Origin of the sequence: Streptosporangium sp. NPDC023825, assembly GCF_040639575.1 — a bacterium.
Classification (GTDB): domain Bacteria; phylum Actinomycetota; class Actinomycetes; order Streptosporangiales; family Streptosporangiaceae; genus Streptosporangium.
This window is the reverse complement of the sequence record NZ_JBFAAE010000039.1, coordinates 1-18,645: the sequence shown is the minus strand read 5'-3', so window position 1 is coordinate 18,645 and position 18,645 is coordinate 1. Positions and strand designations below refer to the sequence as shown.

The 18,645-nt window shown below is 72.5% G+C and carries 17 protein-coding genes; 10 read left to right on the top strand and 7 right to left on the bottom strand.

What is annotated here, in order from left to right; translation table 11 throughout:
- The first annotated feature begins 53 nt into the window (after positions 1–53).
- Positions 54–2,345: a serine/threonine protein kinase gene (locus tag AB0G15_RS28320; RefSeq protein ID WP_362845576.1), complete on the top strand. Its 2,292-nt coding sequence runs from the start codon at positions 54–56 to the stop codon at positions 2,343–2,345.
- On the top strand, positions 2,345–2,704 hold the full coding sequence (locus tag AB0G15_RS28315) for a YbaB/EbfC family nucleoid-associated protein (RefSeq protein ID WP_362845664.1): 360 nt from the start codon (positions 2,345–2,347) through the stop codon (positions 2,702–2,704). The genes AB0G15_RS28320 and AB0G15_RS28315 overlap by 1 nt, the downstream gene beginning before the upstream one ends.
- A gap of 107 nt (positions 2,705–2,811) precedes the next feature.
- Here AB0G15_RS28315 and AB0G15_RS28310 read toward each other — a convergent pair whose 3' ends face one another.
- Positions 2,812–3,009, bottom strand: a complete 198-nt coding sequence (locus AB0G15_RS28310) for a hypothetical protein (RefSeq protein ID WP_362845574.1) — start codon at positions 3,007–3,009, stop codon at positions 2,812–2,814.
- A gap of 86 nt (positions 3,010–3,095) precedes the next feature.
- Positions 3,096–7,061 carry a type VII secretion protein EccCa gene (eccCa, locus tag AB0G15_RS28305; protein ID WP_362845572.1) on the bottom strand — a complete coding sequence of 1,322 codons (3,966 nt, stop codon included), beginning with the start codon at positions 7,059–7,061 and terminating at the stop codon, positions 3,096–3,098.
- A gap of 309 nt (positions 7,062–7,370) precedes the next feature.
- Here eccCa and eccD point away from each other — a divergent pair, with 309 nt between their 5' ends.
- Positions 7,371–8,765, top strand: a complete 1,395-nt coding sequence (gene eccD, locus AB0G15_RS28300; RefSeq protein ID WP_362845570.1) for a type VII secretion integral membrane protein EccD — start codon at positions 7,371–7,373, stop codon at positions 8,763–8,765.
- A gap of 56 nt (positions 8,766–8,821) precedes the next feature.
- Here eccD and AB0G15_RS28295 read toward each other — a convergent pair whose 3' ends face one another.
- Genes AB0G15_RS28295 through AB0G15_RS28285 form a run of 3 tightly spaced genes read right to left on the bottom strand, consistent with a single transcriptional unit; the run spans position 8,822 to position 10,392 of the window.
- Complete coding sequence (locus AB0G15_RS28295; protein ID WP_362845568.1) at positions 8,822–9,256, bottom strand: YbaB/EbfC family nucleoid-associated protein; 435 nt, start codon at positions 9,254–9,256, stop codon at positions 8,822–8,824.
- Positions 9,253–10,062 (bottom strand): hypothetical protein, encoded by an 810-nt coding sequence (locus AB0G15_RS28290; RefSeq protein ID WP_362845566.1) that lies wholly within the window; start codon positions 10,060–10,062, stop codon positions 9,253–9,255. The genes AB0G15_RS28295 and AB0G15_RS28290 overlap by 4 nt, the downstream gene beginning before the upstream one ends.
- A gap of 27 nt (positions 10,063–10,089) precedes the next feature.
- On the bottom strand, positions 10,090–10,392 hold the full coding sequence (locus tag AB0G15_RS28285; protein WP_362845564.1) for a hypothetical protein: 303 nt from the start codon (positions 10,390–10,392) through the stop codon (positions 10,090–10,092).
- Between the two features lie 203 nt (positions 10,393–10,595).
- Here AB0G15_RS28285 and eccB point away from each other — a divergent pair, with 203 nt between their 5' ends.
- The 6 genes from eccB (at position 10,596) to AB0G15_RS28255 (ending at position 15,430) form a co-directional block, all read left to right on the top strand.
- Complete coding sequence (eccB, locus tag AB0G15_RS28280; protein ID WP_362845562.1) at positions 10,596–12,023, top strand: type VII secretion protein EccB; 1,428 nt, start codon at positions 10,596–10,598, stop codon at positions 12,021–12,023.
- 108 nt (positions 12,024–12,131) lie between these two features.
- Positions 12,132–12,446 carry a WXG100 family type VII secretion target gene (locus AB0G15_RS28275; RefSeq protein ID WP_362845560.1) on the top strand — a complete coding sequence of 105 codons (315 nt, stop codon included), beginning with the start codon at positions 12,132–12,134 and terminating at the stop codon, positions 12,444–12,446.
- 22 nt (positions 12,447–12,468) lie between these two features.
- Positions 12,469–12,774 (top strand): WXG100 family type VII secretion target, encoded by a 306-nt coding sequence (locus AB0G15_RS28270; RefSeq protein WP_344917995.1) that lies wholly within the window; start codon positions 12,469–12,471, stop codon positions 12,772–12,774.
- A gap of 109 nt (positions 12,775–12,883) precedes the next feature.
- Positions 12,884–13,252: a hypothetical protein gene (locus AB0G15_RS28265; protein ID WP_362845558.1), complete on the top strand. Its 369-nt coding sequence runs from the start codon at positions 12,884–12,886 to the stop codon at positions 13,250–13,252.
- 6 nt (positions 13,253–13,258) lie between these two features.
- A complete protein-coding gene (locus tag AB0G15_RS28260; protein ID WP_362845556.1) occupies positions 13,259–14,695 on the top strand; it encodes a hypothetical protein in 1,437 nt (478 codons plus the stop codon).
- 93 nt (positions 14,696–14,788) lie between these two features.
- Positions 14,789–15,430 carry an MBL fold metallo-hydrolase gene (locus AB0G15_RS28255; RefSeq protein ID WP_362845554.1) on the top strand — a complete coding sequence of 214 codons (642 nt, stop codon included), beginning with the start codon at positions 14,789–14,791 and terminating at the stop codon, positions 15,428–15,430.
- A gap of 33 nt (positions 15,431–15,463) precedes the next feature.
- Here AB0G15_RS28255 and mnmA read toward each other — a convergent pair whose 3' ends face one another.
- Both mnmA and AB0G15_RS28245 read right to left on the bottom strand, forming a co-directional pair.
- On the bottom strand, positions 15,464–16,534 hold the full coding sequence (gene mnmA, locus AB0G15_RS28250) for a tRNA 2-thiouridine(34) synthase MnmA (RefSeq protein ID WP_362845552.1): 1,071 nt from the start codon (positions 16,532–16,534) through the stop codon (positions 15,464–15,466).
- 86 nt (positions 16,535–16,620) lie between these two features.
- The gene (locus tag AB0G15_RS28245; protein ID WP_362845550.1) at positions 16,621–17,784 is read right to left on the bottom strand and encodes a cysteine desulfurase family protein; all 1,164 of its coding nucleotides are present in this window, start codon (positions 17,782–17,784) and stop codon (positions 16,621–16,623) included.
- A gap of 113 nt (positions 17,785–17,897) precedes the next feature.
- On the opposite strand from AB0G15_RS28245, the gene AB0G15_RS28240 reads away from it, so the two are divergent.
- Positions 17,898–18,404 carry a TetR/AcrR family transcriptional regulator gene (locus tag AB0G15_RS28240; RefSeq protein WP_362696746.1) on the top strand — a complete coding sequence of 169 codons (507 nt, stop codon included), beginning with the start codon at positions 17,898–17,900 and terminating at the stop codon, positions 18,402–18,404.
- Positions 18,405–18,645: the final 241 nt, after the last annotated feature.

The window sequence follows — 18,645 nt, the reverse complement described above, 5'->3', positions numbered from 1 at the left end:
GTGCTCGATTAGCTTAAAGCGGCTTTATTGACAGCTGTGCTGGAAGGAATGCAATGGGGTATTTGCACCCATTACTGCCTGAAGATCCCAAGCGCATCGGCGTGCACATCCTGGTCGGCCGGCTCGACCCGGATCCGGAACACGCCGTCTACCTGGGACATCTTCCCGACGACGACACCATCCGCGTCATCCGCCTCCTGGCCGCAGAGCCGGAGGCCCCCGACCCCCGGGTGCGGGAGCGGATCACGAACGAACTGCACGCCGCCAAGCGCGCCTCCGGGGCGCACACCGCCAGGCTGCTGGAGGTCGGCTGGTTCGACGACCGCCCGTACGTGGTCCGCGAGCACGTCGAGGGACCCACGCTGCGGCAGGCGGTGGCCGGGGACGGGCCGCTCACGGGTGACGCGCTGGAGCGGTTCGCCGTCGGCACGCTCACCGCGCTGACCGCCCTCCACCTGTCCGGCCTCGCCCACGGGTCGCTCACCCCGGACACCGTCCTGCTCGGCCCGGACGGTCCCCGCGTCTTCGACATCGGGCTCGACCCCGTCACGGGCGAGCGGGAGCCGGACTACCGCGCGCCCGAGCACATCCGCGAGGAGGCCGCCTCCTCCGCCCCCTCGGCGCCGGAGGCGAGCAGGCCCGCGGACCTCTTCGCCTGGGCGGCCACGGTCGTCTACGCCGCGACCGGCCGGCCGCCCTTCGGCGGCCGGCCGGAGAGGGTCCTGGAGGGCCCCGCGGACCTGACCGGCCTGCCCGCGGAGCTCCGGCCCGTCCTCGTCGCCTGCCTGGACAAGCGATCGCAGGAGCGCCCGGACGCCAAGGCCGCCATGCTGCGCCTGCTCGGTGAGCCCGAGGCGCCGGACGCGCCGGCTCCCCTCCCCGGCGCCGCCGCCGATCCCGCGCTCCTCCCTCTCCCCGGTCTCGTCTCCGGCACCGTCTCGGCTGCCGGGACGGACATCGGAGCGGATGGCGGCGCGGAGGCGCGGCCCGGTGCGGACGTCACGGGGGCCACGCGCGGGGACGGCTCCCCGCCTGACCAGAACATTCCCGGCGCGGCCGTGCCGCGACAGGCGGAGCCCGCGACGTCGGTCTGGGGAGCTCCGCAGCTTCCCCGGGGCGCGTCCCCCGCTCCCGCCACCCCGGCCCCGGCGCCCGCGAACGCCGCCGGGAACCGTCCGAGGACGGGCAACTTCTCGATGGCGCTGGCCGCCTGCGTCGGCGTGATCGTCCTGCTCTCCGGCCTGGGGCTGTGGGCCGCCGGGCGGTACACCGCCCTGAGCGAGCTGGAGCGGGCCTCCGCCGACGGCGCGATGCCCGAGGTGTCTCTCGGGCTGGCGGACCAGTCACGGGACGAGCCGCAGGGGCAGGACCCGGTGCAGAACACCGGTGACGACCCCGCGGGCAAGGTGACCGTGCCCTGGGGTACGACGCCCGACCCCCAGGTCGCGGAGGTGGGGCCGCTGCAGCTGCCCAGCGACGCCCCCACCGCCCTGCCCCAGGTCCCGACCATCGGCGCGTACACCGATCCTCCGGTGCCGGTGCCGACGGCGCCGCTCACCACGGCTCCGACCGTGCCCGCGGTGCCGACGCCCACGGCCGGGGTGCCCTCCGCCGCGGCGTCGTCCACGTCGGCGGTCCAGCCGACGCCGACGCCGACCCCGTCCCTGACCGTCGAGCCGGAGCAGCCTCCGACCGGGACGCCGACCCCGGTCCCGAGCCCGACCCCCACCCCGGCCCCGCCGGGCACTCCGGGGCCGACTCCCACCCCGACGCCGACCCTGCCCCAGGGAACCCCCGGCCTGACTCCCACCCCGACGCCGGCCAGACCGTCCGTCAAGCCCTCGCAGTCCGCCAGGCCCTCGCAGACGGCGAGGCCCTCGCAACCCCCCAAGCCCTCACAGACGGCGAGGCCCTCACAGCCCGCCAAGCCCTCGCAGACGAGCAAGCCGACGGTGCGGCCCACCTCGCCCACGCCCACGCCCCCGGCCGTGCGACCGTCGTCCCCGCCGCCGGTACAGCGCACCAACCCCTACACCCCGGAGAAGGTCTGCGGGCTGAACTACTCGGTGCAGCGGCAGGCCCCGTTCAAGGGCGGGACCGTCTACCAGCTCTTCAACAGCGTCACGAAGAACACCTGCGTGGTCACCCTGAAGAGCATGGACGTGGGCGTCGCCTCCCCGCTCTGGGTCACCCTCGAGGTGCAGGGTGGTCCGTCCAAGAGCGACCGCGGTAACTACGAGTACTACGCGGGCCCGGTCGTCCTCCCGGCCCAGGGCAAGTGCGTGCGCCTCAACGGTGGCACGCCCTCCGGCTCCTCCGCTCTCGACTGGGGGAGCTGTAAGTGATGCGCGGCGGGCGGGGGAGCGTGCCCGGCATGTCCGGCGGGCCGTACTCACCGACCGGTGATCCGGAGACGGACCGGCTTCTCGCGGTGATCGAGGGGCAGACGACCCGGATGCAGGAGGTCGGCCGGAGCCTGGCCGAGGCCAGGGGGCGCGGCGAGGCGGCCGGCGGCCAAGTGTCGGTGGAGGTGCTGGCCGGCGGCGCGCCGGCGGCCCTCCACATCGACCCGCGCGCCCTCCGCCTGGGCTCCGAAGCTCTCGCGGAGGCGATCCTGGCGGCCTCGGGCGAGGCCGTCGGTGACGCCACCGAGCAGGCCGGCGCGCTGCTGAACTCGCTCCTGGAGGACCCCTTAGGAGGCTGACCGCCGGCCGGTTCACCGCCCCGACGACGGGGTCCGGCCCCGGGCGAAGGCCCGGGGCCGGACTTCCAAAGGTGCGGGAAAGGGGTACGGGAGGTGCGCGGTCCCGGTCAGGCGGGCGGGCCGTGCGAGGTGCCCGCGAACTCCTGGCCGACCTCGTCGTCGCCCCAGAAGTTGCCGAGGGCCTCGAGGTCGTTCACGGCCTTGGTGAAGGCCCTGCCGAGCTCGCCGCTCTCGGCGTGGAAGTCTTCCTCGCGTTTTTTCAGGTCGGTCGGACTGATGTCCGTCGGCTCCGGAGAGTGTGCCAAGAGATCCCCTGAACGTGACACACGTTCAGGGGGTGACGCTAGTCATCTTTTGTTACGAAAAAACACCCTTCATCGTTGATCGCCGTTCACTTCTCGGGCTCGGGCTGGGCGACGAACGCGGTCTGGATGAGGCGCACCCCGTTCCTCCGGTCGGAGAGATAGGCGCGGCCCGGCGGCAGCGCGTGCGGGCGCACCCCGAACAGCACGCCCTCGTCCTTGTGGCCCGACATCATGACGGCCGGGGTGGCCATGTCCTTGAGCCGCTGGAGCACCGGGTCGAACATCGCCCGTCCCGCGCCGCCCATCGCGCGGGCCAGCACCAGGTGCAGGCCGATGTCGCGGGCCTGGGGCAGCAGGTCGAGCAGCGGGCCGAGCGGGTTGGCGCCCGAGGCCACCACGTCGTAGTCGTCGACCACGATGTAGATGTCCGCCCCCTTCCACCAGCCGCGCGACCGCAGTTCCTCGGGCGAGAGGTTCGCCGGGGGGAGCCGCTTGATCAGTGACTCCCTGATCTCGCCGATGAACTCGGTGGCGGCGGTCGAGGAGGCCGCGTACCCGATGCGGTGCTCGGTGTAGGCGGCGTCCAGCAGCGAGCGGCGGTAGTCGATGACGACGAGGCGGGCCTGTGAGGGCTCGTGGCGGGCCACGACGCCCTCGGCCACCAGGCGCAGCAGGTTGGACTTGCCGCTCTCGTTGTCGCCGAAGACGACCAGGTGGGGGTCGGCGTCGAAGTCGGCGAGCACCGGCGAGAGGGTGCTCTCGTCGATGCCCAGCGGGATGCGCGCGCCGGTCTCCCCGGGGCCCGGCAGGCTCTCCGGCGCGAGGACGGCGGGCAGCAGCCGCACCCTGGGGGCGGGCGGGCCCTGCCAGGCGGCGGCGACGGACTCGACCATCGCCCGGGTGGCGACGGGCAGGTCGTCGCTCTGGTCGCCGCCGTCGACGCGGGGCAGCGCGCTCAGGAAGTGCAGGCCGTCGCGGGTCAGGCCGCGCCCCGGCACGCCCTCGGGAACCGCCATCGCGGTCCTGCGGTTCACCTCGGACTCGTAGGCGTCGCCCAGCCTCAGCTCCACCCGGGAGCCGAACAGGTCGCGGATGGACGGCCGGAACTCCGACCACTTGTTGGTCGCCGCGATCACATGGATGCCGTAGCTGAGGCCGCGGGCGGCCAGCTCGGTGATCGTGGGCTCCAGCGACTCGAACTCCTGGCGGACCGTGAGCCAGCCGTCGACCACGAGGAAGACGTCCCCGAAGCCGCCGGGGTCCACGGTCCCCGCGGCGATCTGGCGCCGGTAGGTGGAGATCGAGTCGATGCCCAGCTCGGCGAACTCGCGCTCTCGCCGCGCGAGCAGCGTGGTGACCTCGGCGACGGTGCGGCGGACCCGGTCGGTGTCCAGCCGGTTGGCCACCCCGCCGACGTGCGGCAGGCCCTCCAGCGAGGCGAGGGCGCCGCCGCCGAAGTCCAGGCAGTAGAACTGCACCTCGGCGGGGGTGTGGGTGAGGGCGAGACCGGCGATCAGCGTACGCAGCACGGTGCTCTTGCCGCTCTGCGGGCCGCCGGCCACGGCCAGGTGCCCGGCGGCGCCCGACAGGTCGAGCCAGTACGGGTCGCGCCGCTGCTCGAAGGGACGGTCGACGACGCCGAGCAGCGCGTGCAGCCCCCCGCGTCCCTGCCAGTGCGCGGTCGTCAGCCCGTGCTGCGGGGTGACGGACAGGGGCGGCAGGAGCTGGTCCAGCGAGGGCGGCTCGGCCAGCGGCGGCAGCCAGATCCGGTGCGCGGGCGGGCCCTGCCCGCCCAGCCTGCGGACCACGACGTCGAGCAGCGTGTCGCGCCCCGCGCTGACGGCCTCCGGTTCCTCCTCGGGCTCGGCCTGGACGGGAGGCGCGATGTAGGCGGGACCGTACGGGACGATCTGCCGCCCCTCGGCCCGCTCGCGCCGCACGACCCGCCGCTCGGGGGTGTAGGGCCCGGAGACGTACGCGGCCTTGAAGCGGACCATCCCGGTGGTGTCGAACTTCAGGAAGGCGTTGCCCGGCGCCGAGGGCAGCTCGTAGGCGTCGGTCACGCCGAGCACCACCCGGCTCTCCATCGCCGAGAAGGTCCGCAGGCCGATCCGGTACGACAGGTGGGTGTCCAGGCCGCGCAGCCTGCCCTCCTCCAGCCGCTGCGAGGCCAATAGCAGGTGCACCCCCAGGGATCTGCCGAGACGGCCGATCATCACGAAGAGCTCGATGAACTCGGGCTTGGCCGACAGCAGCTCGCTGAACTCGTCCAGCACCACGAAGAGGGTGGGCATCGGGCGCAGGTCGGCCCCCTGCTCCCTGGCCTGCTCGTAGTCGCGCAGCGAGGCGTAGTTCCCGGCGGCGCGCAGCAGCTCCTGGCGCCGTACCATCTCGCCGTGCAGGGCGGCGTGCATGCGGTCGACCAGCGGCAGCTCGTCGGCGAGGTTGGTGATGACGGCCGAGACGTGCGGCAGGGAGTCCATGCCCAGGAAGGTCGCGCCGCCCTTGAAGTCGACGAGCACGAGGTTCAGGACCTCCGACGAGTGCGCGACGGCGAGCCCGAGCACCAGCGTGCGCAGCAGTTCGCTCTTGCCGGAGCCGGTGGCGCCGATGACCAGGCCGTGCGGGCCCATGCCGCCCTGCGCCGACTCCTTGATGTCCAGCTCGACCGGGCGCCCGTCGGTCCCGACGCCGATCGGCACCCGCAGCCGGTTGCGCGGCGCCCTGGGACGCCAGAGCAGCGCCGGGTCCAGCCTCTCGGCGTCGCCGAGCCCCAGCAGCTCGGCCAGCGTGGTGTCGGCGGCGAGCGCGTCACCGCCCCCGGCCCCGGCCGGGGAGCCGCGCAGCGGGGCCAGCCGCCTGGCGAGCCCGTCGGCCTGCAGGTACGAGAACCGGTCGGGTTTGCCGAGCGGCGTGACGACCTCCTTGCCCGCCTGGTCGGTGGTGACCCGGCTGAACGAGTCCTCGGTGACGCGCAGCCTGAGCATCGTCTTCTCGCCCGCCGGGGTGGTGGTCCCGTCGAGGTCGATGAGGGTGACCCCCTCGATCGCGTCGGCGCCCAGCGGGGAGTCCTGCGGGACGTGCCCGCCGTCGATGATCACGATGTGGTACGGGAGCGCCTCGGCGGAGACGCCCGGCTTGAACCGGGCCCGGTTCTTGAAGTCGGCGCCCAGCAGCCGGTCGAGCTCGCCCAGGTCGTCGGTCATGAGGCGGACGGGTCCCGCGGCGTCGGCCTCGTGCGGGTGCAGGGCGTGCGGGAGCCACTTGATCCACTCCCAGTGGGCCATCCACTCCTTGGACGCGCACACCGCGATCCTGAGCTCGTCCGGCGAGTGGAAGACGGCCAGCTGGCCGACGAGCGCCCTGACCATGTCGCGGACGGCCGCCTCCGGGCCGGTGGGCCTGACCCTGGCGAAGGAGTGCAGGGAGATGGCGATGGGCAGGTCCGCCACCGTCGAGTGGGCGCGGACGAAGCGGCGCAGCGCCCCGGCGGACATGGCGTCCAGGTCCTCGACCGGCTTGGACTCCGGCGGTACGAGCTGGACGGCCAGGCGCTGGGAGCCGGTACCCACCCGGACGGCGCCGAAGTCGGCGTCCGAGGGCCGCCGCTCCCACAGGCGGGCGCTCAGCGCGATCGTCCAGAGGATGTCGGGGTCGGGGCCGTTCCAGTTGAGCGCCTCGCGCTGCCTGGCCGCCGCGCGCCTGACCTTGGCGCGGGTCTGGGACAGGTAGCGGAAGTAGTCGCGGCGCAGGCCGTTGAGCCGCTGCTTGCGCTCCCCGCCCGCCCGGCCCATCTGGCCGATGGTCATGCCGACCATGGAGAGCGCGAACATGCCGCTGGCCACGTACATGATCGGGTTCCCGCCGCCGCCCCCGGCGAACATCAGCCCCATCGCGGCGCCGCCGGCCACCATCGGCAGGTACATGAGCACCTGCGTGAATCCCGCCGAGGTGGTCTCCGGGATCTCGGGTGGCGACTCCAGGAGGATCTCGCCGCGCGGCGCCGCCGGAGGTGGACGCCGCTCGGGACGCCGGACGACCACGATGCCCACTTCGCCCCCGATGTGAGTTAAGCAAATATTGTCCAGTCCGAAGTACCGTAGCGAAACCGCCCCCCGGGTTCGACGGAATCTTCGAGAACGCCTCGGGACCGATACCGGATGATCGCGGAGGTGTATCCCGCGCACCGCGGGCCGGATGAGCACCGGACGATCGCGGGATGAACACCGCGCACCGCGGACCGGATGAGCGCCGGGTGATCCCCGCGCACCTCGGGCCGGATGAGCGCCGGGTGATCGCGGGGTGAACACCGCGCACCTCGCGACCCCGGCGGGTGCCGGGCGATCGCGGAGGTGACTACCATGCGCCCTGTGAACCAGGTGACCGCAATCCCCCTGTGCCGCATCACCGTCGTCACCCCGCGCCGCCGGGTCGACCTCGCGGTGCCCGCGGACCTCCCCCTCTCCCACCTGCTGCCCGATCTGCTCGCCGCCACCGGCGAGAGCGCCGAGCAGATCGCGCCCGCCGGCGGCTGGGGGCTCCAGCGGATCGGCGCGGCCCCCATGCCCTCGGGCGCGGGCCTGTCCGAGCTGGGCATCAGGGACGGCGAGGTCCTCTACCTGCTCCCCCGCTCGTCCCAGCTGCCCGAGGCGATCTTCGATGACGTCGCCGACACCGTGGCGACCGGCGTCAAGGAGCGGACCGGCCGCTGGCGGGCCGCGCACACCAGGGGCGTGGGGCTGGGCACCGCGGCGCTGTCGATGATCGCCGCGTTCGCGGTGCTCGTGGTGAGCGGGCCGCCCTGGGGGCCGGTCGTCGCCTTCGCCGGGGCGTGCGCGATCCTCGCCGTCGTGGCGAGCGCCGCGCTCTCCAGGGCCGTGGGCGACGGCCGGGCCGGTGCGACCATCGGCTACACCGCGCTGCCGCACGCCTTCCTGGCCGGGGCCTGCGTACCGGCTCCCCCCGCCGGTCCCGCCGTGTTCGGAGCGCCCAACCTGCTGGCCGGGTTCGCGGTGACCGCGCTGGTCGCCACCGTGACCGGCTGGGTCGTCGCCGAGGGACTGCCCAACTTCTTCGGCGTCGGGCTGGCCGCGGTGATCGGGACGATCTGCTCGGCGGTCGTCATGTTCACCGGGGCGCCCGCCGCCGGGGTGGCCGCGCTGGCCGCCGCGATAACCCTGGCCTGCGCCCCCCTCATCCCGACGACGTCCTTCCGGCTGGCGAGGCTCCCGCTGCCCACGCTGCCCACCAACGCCGAGGAACTGCGCGGCGACACCGACGACATCGACGGCGCGGACATCCGGAGGCGCGCGACGGAGGCCGAGCGGTTCGCGACCGGCCTGACCGCGGGCGTCGCCCTGGTGGCGCTGGGCACGCTGCCGGTCCTGCTCACCGCGAGCGGGTGGACCGCCCCCGCGACCCTGGTCACGCTCTCGCTGGCTCTGCTGATGCGCGCCCGCGTCTTCCAGGGGACCGGCCAGCGCCTCTGGTTGCTCGGCTCGGGACTGGCCGGGCTGCTGGCGCTGGTCCTGGGCGTGGCGTTCACCACGCCGGGCTCGGCCTTCGCGGTGACGATCGGCCTGGTGTGCGCGGCGGCGCTGGCGGGCGGGATGGCGCTGTTCCTCCCGCAGCGGCGCCCCTCCCCGTTCTGGGGACGCGCGGGGGACATCGTGGAGTTCTGCCTGATCCTGGCCCTGCTCCCGCTCGCGCTCGGGGTGATGGACGTGTACGCGGCCGTCAGGGGCCTGTCGGGCTGACCGGGGTTCCCCGGCCCGGGGGCCCGTGCCGTCCGGGTCCCGCCCGGACGGCACGGTCAGTCTCGTCCCAGGTCGTCCAGGGTGCGGGCCAGGTCCTGGCCGATGTCCTCGAAACGGCGCCGGGCGTCGGCCATGTCCAGCGGGATCGGATCGCCGCCGGTCGCGGCGCGGAGCAGTTCCTCGTTCGCGCGCCCGGCGGCCTCCTGGGCGGCGCGGACCGCCTCGGTCACCGCCTCGGCGACGGCCTGGCTGTCCAGGCGCATGATGCGCGGCTCAAGGGTGATCTCCTTGATCCGCCCGGCGCCGTCCACCAGGGCACGGGCCAGGCCGTCGGCGCCGGACCCCTCGCCGGTGACGGTCTCCAGCTCGCCGAAGACCCCGCCGAGCCGCCGCAGCGTCTCCTCGCTCTGCCGCACGACGGCGTCCAGGTCCTCCAGGCGCAGGTTCTCGGGGTTTCCCAGGCGCAGGTGCTCGGGGATGGGATCGCTCACTTGTACGGCTCCGGCATCTCTTTCTTGGGGGACAGCCACTCGAACGTCCCGCCCTTGGGCAACTGCGGCGCCTGTCCGGGGGCGACGGCGGGCGCCTGCCGGTACGGCAGGAGCGAGGGGTCGATCCTCGCCTTCGTGAAGTCGACCTTGGCCGAGCCGGTGGGCTCCAGGTTGAACGACTGGACCCACGCCTTGCCGGAGAAGTAGACCGACATGCTCCCGGCCACCGAGGCGACGAGCCTGCCCAGCGCGCCGGTCGAGACGGCGATGACCTGGCTGGCCAGGGTGCCCAGCATCCTCAGGTTGACCATGGCGTTGGCCGCGTACGGGGTCGCCAGCATGGCCGCCGCGATCGTGGCGAGGGCCAGCAGGGTGGCCGCGATCTTGGCGATGGCGAGCCAGTACGCGCGGTAGGCGTCCCCCAGCTCGTCCACGATCCCGGCGACGTTCTTGACGTAGGCGCGCAGGCTCTCCAGCGCCTCCTGCATCCGCTGGACGGCGTCGTCGAACGCCTCCCTGTCGTCGGCGATCCAGCCCTCCTTCTCCTTGGTGAGCAGGATGGCGACGTAGCTCTTCACCGCGGTGTCCAGGCGCGAGTGGACGGACTCCCAGTTGTTGTAGGCGTCGGCCATGCCCGGCACGTTCGCCACGGCGGTGCCCGCGATCGCCACGCCCGCCCAGGCGGTGGGCGCCAGCCTGGCACCGCCCTTGAGGGTGGACAGGACCTTGCTGGAGTTCGTGATCACCCCCTTGGCGCTCCTGCCCGCCGTCAGCGGGCTCGGCCTTCCCCCCGGTCTCGCGGTCACGTCAGATCTCCCCCTGGTACACGACGTTCACTGGTACACGACGGTGCTGTCGTCCTCCGCGGTCCGCCAGTTGACGCGGGCGGTGGTCAGCGCGACCGTCCACGACTCCAACACCTCCACCGCGTCGTCGAACTTCTCCCCGACGTCCCGCTGGACCTCCCGGTAGCGCATCCCGACCGCGAGCTCGCCGACCGCTCCCCAACCGGGAAATCCGACCGTCGTGTCGCCCAGCATCGCGCGCATCTCCTTGATCCTCGGGATGACGTCCTCCTCGATCTCCTTGCGAATGCTCTCGATCGCCTTGGAGGTGACGTACTTCTCCTGGGTCATCCGGCCTCCGTGATCACGTGTTCCCGGACATCTCCTATCATCCGGAGCCGGCCCTTCCCCATACCTCGAAGGCCTGTTCACGGGGTCGCCGACGGCCGGAAACGTCCGGTACCACCGGCGTTCACCATCGGCGTCCCGTGCACCGCCCGGCGATCACGCTTCTATGCTGTCGGCGACCGCGCACCCGGCGAGGCGGAGGTGGGATGCAGACCCGTCGTGATCTCTATCAGGCGCACCGGCTGATGACCCAGCGCCTGGGCATGGCCCTGCTGCAGGGCGAACCCGACGTGCCCGAGTCGCCGATGCGCAGGCACAACGTCGCGACGTTCTGCGGCGTGCTGGTCGCGGTGCTGGTGGCGGTGGCGTTCGGCATCTACGGCCTGCTGAAGCCCGGCGGCGCCACCGCGCTCACCGCGCCGGGAACGGTGATCGTCGAGGAGGAGTCGGGCGCGACCTTCGTCTACAGCGCGACGCGGGGCCAGATGATCCCGGTCGCCAACGTCACCTCGGCCCGGCTGCTGCTCGGCGGCGGGCAGGGCGTGGCGGTCCGCACGGTCTCCACGGCGTCGCTCACGCGCTTCCCGCGCGGGCTCCTGGTCGGCATCCCCGGTGCCCCCGAGTCTTTGCCGCCCCGCGGGCGGCTGGTCCGCGCCCCCTGGTCGGCCTGCGTGGTCGAGGGCGTGGACGCCACCGGGACGCGCACCCCGCACACCTCGCTGATCGGCGGCTTCGCGGTCGGCGGCACCCCGATCGGGCAGAACACCGCGATGGTCGTGGAGGAGGGCTCGCAGACCTGGCTGCTCTGGTCGGACCGGCGGATGCGGGTGCCGCAGGAGAGCCTGCGGGCGCTGACCGAGGAGCAGCCCCGGCAGGTCCCCGCGGCCTGGCTCAACGCGCTGCCCATCGGCCCCGACTTCCGCGCCCCGGCGCTCGCCGCCCGCGGCAGGGTGGTGCGCGGCCCCGACGGCAGGCGTTCCGTCGCGGGCCGGATCTACACCGTGCGCTCGGCGTCGGGCGGCGCGGCCAAGTGGTACGTCCTGCTCCCCGACGGCCTGGCCGCGCTCACACCCGCCCAGGCCGAGCTCCTGCTCCAGGACCCGGCCAGCAAGAAGGCGTACGGCAGGGCGCCGGTGCGCGCCGTGGAGATCGACGCGCCGACCGCGAACGGGATGCGGCGCTCGGCCACCCGCTTCGATCCGGCGGGGCTTCCCACGGCCATGCCACGGGTCGTCGCCCCCGACCCCGCCTCGCCGGTGTGCGCGGTCTACACCGACACCGAACGCGGATCGACCCGGGCGCGGCTGACCGTGGGCAGCACCATGCGCATCCCCGCGCCGCCGGCGGGCCGGTTCGACCAGGACTCGGTGGACCAGGTCGTGCTCCCGCCGGGGACCGCGTCGCTGGTGGGCGTGCTGCCGGGGAACGGCAGGCTGGACGCGGTCACCTCGGTCTTCCTGATCAGCGACCAGGGGCGGCGGCACGCGATCACCGCGACGGAGTCGCTGGCGAGCCTCGGCTACACCGCCGCGGACGTCGCGCCGCTGCCGGCGCACATCGTGCATCTGATCCCGCAGGGCCCCGCGCTCAGCCGGGCGGCGGCGGGAATGCCGGTGCCCGTGGGACAACCGTGATTCCCGTTACCAACGGTATATCTGTTCGTTATTGGTGAGAGATGCGCCCGCTGTCCACTTTGTAATGATCGAAACTCCTATGCCAGTCGAGCACCATGGAGGTGTCACGTGGTTCAGAAGACCTCCGCGTCCCATTCGCGGCTTGGCGAGGCGTCACAGAAGACCGACGACGCCAAAACCACGATCAACCAGATCAAGACCCAGCTCGAAGGCCACCGGGGCGAGCTGCGCTCCGGCTGGGACGGCCAGTCCGCGGTCTCCTTCGACGGCGTGTTCAACGCCTGGAGCACCGAGATGACCAACATCCTGCGCGAGCTTGAGGGCCTGTCCGTCAAGCTCAAGAACATCCAGAAGAACTACGAGACCGCCCAGGAGAACCAGACCGCCGTGTCCAGGCGGCTCGGGGCCGACATCAACAGCTGACGGATTCGGAACGGGGATCACCATGGCTAGCGACTTCGACCGCACTCTTGTCGACTTCGGCCAGATGGACCGCTCTGCCGGCGACTTCGCCCGGCAGTGGCAGATGCTGGAAGGCACCCTCCAGAACCTGGAAGGGGATCTCGACCGGTTGCTCGGCGACTGGGAGGGTGACGCGCGCACGGCCTACTACGGCGCCCGCGCCCAGTGGGACGCGGCGTCCGGCCGGATGGCCGCGCTGCTCCAGCGCCTCGGTGGCGTCATCGAGATCGGCAGGGAGAACTTCGCGATGACCGAGAAGGTCAACGTCACGATGTTCGACGGACGCTGATCCCAGGAACCGGGTGGGCCACGGCGGTGCCGCGGCCCTCTCCGTGGTGGGGAGAACCGATCGGGTCGCGGCGCGGTGCCGCGGCCCCTCAGTAACGGGGAGAAGAGGCATGCCACCTCCCGAGGAAAAAAGTCCGGCCTGGCCAGGCCTCAACAAGGACCGCCCGACCGTCGACCTCAAGCGCGACCGGATCAAGAAGCTGCTCCAGGCCCTCGAGGAGGACCTCGAACGCCTGGAGGGCTCGAACGAGGGATCGCTGTCGGACATACGGTCCCTGACCAACCTGACCGAGGCCCATATCGGCACCTGGGACACCGCCCAGGACGTCGCCAGGGTCACGCAGAAGGCCCACGTGAAAATCAGCGGCGTCTATCAGGACACGATCGTCAAGTACCGGGCGGCGATCCACCTGCTGCGGGTCGTCGCCTACAACTACGAGGACGCCGAGCAGGCCAGCACCACGAACAAGGGGGGGTGAGACGCGATGGGCAGCGACCATGCGATTCACCACATCAAGTTCGACGGCGAGAGCAGCCCGGGGATCGGCAGCCGGGACCACTACCGCGAGTACAGCGCGACCGAGATCCGGGAGTTGCTGAAGGCCACCAACCCGCGGGCCATCGAGGACGCGGGACACACCTACAACCTCGCGACGACCATGCTGAACGGCAGTCAGAGCCTGATCAGAGAGGTCGCCGGAGAGCTGGCGAAAGTATGGAGCGGTGACGCCTCGATCGAGGCGCAGAAGGCGCTCCAGCTCGTCCACAAGACGGTCAACGAGCTGGCACTCCGCTGCGGCCAGCTCGGCCCCCCGCTGGTCTACTACGGCAAGGAGATCCTCCCCTCCTACATCGACAACGCGGCCAAGAGCGGCGCGTTCGAGTTCGACGACGGGCTGGACCTCATGCCGGGCGACAACTACAACCTGGGGACGTTCGGCGGGATCATCTTCACCGACAAGTCGGAGAACGACCTCGCCCGCGAGGACCTGATGGCGCTCAACGAGGAACTGGTCATCCTCTACGACAACATCCCCGCGACCGTGGAGAAGGACCTGCCCCGGCTGAACGACCCGACGACGCCCCCGCTCACCAACCAGAACTACAACGGCGGCGGCGGGGGTTACCCGGGCACCGGGGGAGGCTACCCCGGCGGTGCCGGTTATCCCGGTGGTGCCGGGTACCCCGGCGGGGCCGGCTATCCCGGCGGGGGTGCCGGGTACACCGGCACCGGAAACCTGCCCGGCTTCTCGGACGGCTACCCGGGAGGCCCGGGTACGGGCGGTCCGGGTACGGGCGGTCCGGGTACGGGCGGTTACCCGGACATCTCCAACCCGGCCTATCCGGGCGGTCCCGGCACGAGCGGTCCCGGCACGGGCGGCCCCCCGGGGAACGGCACCCTCCCGCCCGGCTACACCGACCCGACGGGCCTGAACCCGAACAACCCGAACAACCCGAACGCGGGCCTGGATCCGAACGATCCGCGCAACACCAGGCTGGCCGGTTTCGAGCCCACCGTGCCGGGCGGTCCCGGCACGGGGCCCGGCACCGGTCTCGGCCCCGGCACCGGTCTCGGCCCCGGCACGGGACTCGGCCCCGGCACCGGCCCCGGCACCGGCCTGCCCACCTACTCCGGGGGCGGCGGAGGGGGCCCGGGCCCCACCTCGCTCGGCCAGAACGGCTCCGCCGGGCCGACCTCCTGGGTCGGTACCGGTGGCGCCGCGGGGACCGGCGGCGGCTTCGGCGCCGCCGGTGGCCCGCGGGCCGACGGCCGCGGCATGGGCATGGGTGGCATGCCGTTCATGCCGATGGGCGGCGCGGCGGGCGAGGGGAACCAGGACCGCGAACGCTCCACCTGGCTCACCGAGGACGAGGACGTATGGGGTGGTGACGGCGGTATCGCACCGCCCGTGATCACCTGACCGGACCGCGCGGGGGGCGGCGCCTTCCCGGCAGCCTCCCGCGCGTGTCCCGCCCTCGCGGAACCATGATCCGCCCGCCCATAAAGTGAAGAGATGAGACTCACGAAATTCGGGCACGCGTGTGTCCGCCTGGAGAAGGACGGCTCCGCCCTCGTGATCGACCCGGGCTCCTTCAGCGAGGAGTCCGCGCTCGACGGGGCGCGGGCCGTGCTCATCACCCACGAGCACTTCGACCACGTGGACGCCGACCGGCTGCGCCGGGCCGCCGAGGCCGACCCGTCCCTGCAGATCTGGACCAACGAGGGCGTGGCCGCCACGCTCACCGACGTCCCCGCCGAGATCCAGGTCGTACGGCACGGCGACACCTTCGACACGGCCGGTTTCGGGGTGAGGGTCGTCGGCGAGTGGCACGCCCCCAACCACCCGGACCTGCCGATCGTGCGCAACGTCGGCTTCCTGGTGGACGAGGAGGTCTTCTACCCGGGTGACGCGTTCACCCCGCCGGGTGTCGAGGTGCCCACGCTCATGGTGCCGACCAACGCGCCGTGGATGAAGGCGTCGGAGATGGTCGGGTATCTCCGCCAGGTCCGCCCCGCCCGCGCCTTCTCCACCCACGACGGCCTGCTCAACGACATCGGGCTCCGCCTGGTCGACATGTGGCTGGAGATGGAGTCCGACGGGCAGAAGGCCGACATGCGCCGCCTCAAGCCCGGCGAGTCGGTCACCCTGCCTTAGGACGCGCGCGGGGAGCGGGCTCAGGGAGCGGGTTCAGGAGGCCGAGGCGATGGTGGCCGAGCCGATCACGGTGTCGCCGAGGTAGAGCACGGCCGCCTGGCCCGCCGCGACCCCGGTGGCCGGGCCGTCCAGCGTGATGTGGACCTCCCCGCCGGAGAGCTGGGCACGGCAGCCGTACACCTCGCCGTGCGCGCGGAGCTGGACCGTGCAGGCCAGCGGCTCGCGCGGCTCCTCCACCGGGCCGTTCCAGACCGGCCGCTCCGCGACGATGGTCGTGACCTCGAGGGACGAGCGCGGGCCGACGGTGACCGTGTTGGAGACCGGCTCGATGGACAGCACGTAACGCGGGCGGCCGTCGGGGGCCGGGCGGTCGATGCGCAGGCCCTTGCGCTGGCCGACGGTGAAGCCGTAGGCGCCCTCGTGGCCGCCCACCACCTCGCCGGACTCGTCGACGATCGGGCCCCGCTCCGTGCCGAGGCGGTCGGCGAGGAAGCCCCGGGTGTCGCCGTCGGCGATGAAGCAGATGTCGTGGCTGTCGGGCTTGTCGGCCACCATCAGACCGCGCCGCGCGGCCTCCTCGCGCACCTGGGCCTTGGTGGAGTCGCCCAGCGGGAAGATCGCGTGACCGAGCTGCTCCCTGGTGAGCACGCCCAGGACGTACGACTGGTCCTTGCCCTGGTCGGGGCTACGGCTCAGAATGCCGTCCGCGACGCGCGCGTGGTGCCCGGTGGCCACCGCGTCGAAGCCCAGCGCGAGGGCCCGGTCGAGCACCGCCTCGAACTTGATCTTCTCGTTGCAGCGCAGGCACGGGTTGGGGGTGCGCCCGGCGGCGTACTCGCTGACGAAGTCCTCGACGACGTCGCGGTGGAAGCGCTCGGCCATGTCCCATATGTAGAAGGGGATGCCGATCACGTCGGCGGCCCTGCGGGCGTCTCGCGAGTCCTCGACCGTGCAGCACCCGCGGGCGCCGGTCCGGTAGGACTGGGGGTTGGCGGAGAGGGCGAGGTGGACACCGGTGACGTCATGGCCCGCCTCGGCGATGCGGGCGGCCGCCACGGCGGAGTCGACGCCACCGGACATGGCGGCAAGCACACGAAGACTCATAACCCCCTGAGCGTACCCGCGCCGGCGCCCACCTGGTCGGGCCGGGAGGCCCCGAAGCCATGCGACGGGCCCCCGTACGGCACCGATCAGCTCAGGCCCGCGCGGCGGGCGCGCTCGACGACGAGGCCGATGACGTCAGCCAGCCGGTCCACGTCCTCCTCGGTCGAGGTGTGACCGAGGGAGAAGCGCAGCGAGCCGCGCGCCCGGAACCCGTCGGCGCCCATCGCGAGCAGCACGTGCGACGGCTGCGCCACCCCCGCCGAGCAGGCCGAGCCCGTCGAGCACTCCACGCCCTTGGCGTCCAGGAGCATGAGCAGGGCGTCGCCCTCGCAGCCGGGGAAGGAGAAGTGGGCGTTGCCGGGAAGGCGGTTCACCGGATCGCCGTTGAGGATCACGTCGGGCACCGCCTGGCGGACCCGGCGGATGAGGTCGTCGCGGAGCCCGGTCAGCCGGGCCGAGCTCTCGGCCTGCCGGGCCACCGCGGCCCGCACCGCCGTGGCGAAGCCGGCGACGGAGGGGGCGTCGAGCGTGCCGGAGCGGACGTCGCGTTCCTGGCCGCCGCCGTGCAGCACCGGCACCGGGTCGACACCCCGGGCGAGCAGCAGGGCACCGACGCCCATCGGGCCGCCGACCTTGTGCCCGGAGAGCGTCAGCGCGTCGACCCCCGAGCCGGCGAAGACCACGGGGAGCTGGCCGACGGCCTGGACCGCGTCGGTGTGGAAGGGGATGCCGTACTCCCCGGCGATCGCGGCGAGCTCGTGGACCGGCTGGACGGTGCCGACCTCGTTGTTGGCCCACATGACGCTGACCAGGGCGACGCCGTCCGGGTCGCGCTCGATGGCGTCGCGGAGGGTCTGCGGGTGCACCCGGCCGAACTCGTCGACGCCGAGCGGCTCGACGGTCGCGCCCTGGTGGGCGCTCAGCCAGTGGGCGGGGTCCAGGGCGGCGTGGTGCTCCACCGCGCTGATCAGGATCCTGTCGGCCCCCCCGGCACGGCGGGCCCAGTACAGGCCCTTGACGGCGAGGTTGTCGGCCTCGGTGCCGCCCGCGGTGAAGACGACCTCGCTGGGCCTGGCACCGAGCGCGGCGGCGATGGTCTCCCGCGCCTCCTCCACGACCTGGCGGGTGCGGCGGCCGGCGGCGTGCAGGGAGGACGCGTTGCCGACCTGGCCGAGCTGGGCTGTCATCGCCTCGATCGCCTCGGGAAGCATCGGCGTGGTCGCCGCGTGATCGAGATAGGCGGACTTCACGGCCGCATTCCCCTCCCCCAACTCGCTGTCAACCTTCCAAGCGTATCCGCGCCCATGTAGGGCCTGATCCGCCGAGTTGACCACTGAACCGTCCAGACGGTACAGTAACCGCCATGAGACGGGAAGAGCTGTTGGACGCGGCAGAGGATCTGCTCTGCGACCAGGGCTCCCAGGCTCTCACCCTGGCGACCGTCGCGGAGCGCGCCGGCTGCAGCAAGGGCGGCCTGCTCTACCACTTCGGCACGAAGGAAGCCCTGATCAAGGGCATGGTCGAGCGGCTGATCGAGGAGTTCGACGAACTCGTCGCGACCCAGGGGCACGACACCTATACCAAGAACTACCTGGCGGCCACGTTCGCCGCCGTGCAGAGCGGCAGGCTGCGGCGCTGGGCCGTGGTGACCGGGGCCTCCGGCAACCTCTACCTTCTCGCCCCGCTCCGGGTGGCGATGGCCCGCTGGCACCGCGAGGGGCTCGACAGCGAGCCCGACCCGGAGGCGGCGCAGATCGTGCGCCTGGCCTGCGAGGGCCTGTGGGACGTGGCGAGCCACGACCCCGGCCTCTACGACGCCGAGCACATCGAGATCCTGAAACGACGACTGCTGGCCCTGCTGCCCGCCTGACGGCCCTGCCCGCCTGACGGCCCTACCCGCCTGATCACCCCGGCGCCGCGACGCGCCGGTCGGCGGGCACCCGTCTGATCATTCACCCGACCAGGGGAAACACTCACAAAGATTGGTGGTCGCTTTCGCACGCGCGAAAGCGACCGACTTTGGTGTGCCCGCTCCCCGGTTTGTCAAAACATTTATTGAAGGGATTGAGTCATGACCCGCGACCTGAGAGCGGCTCGAACCGGAGCGGTTC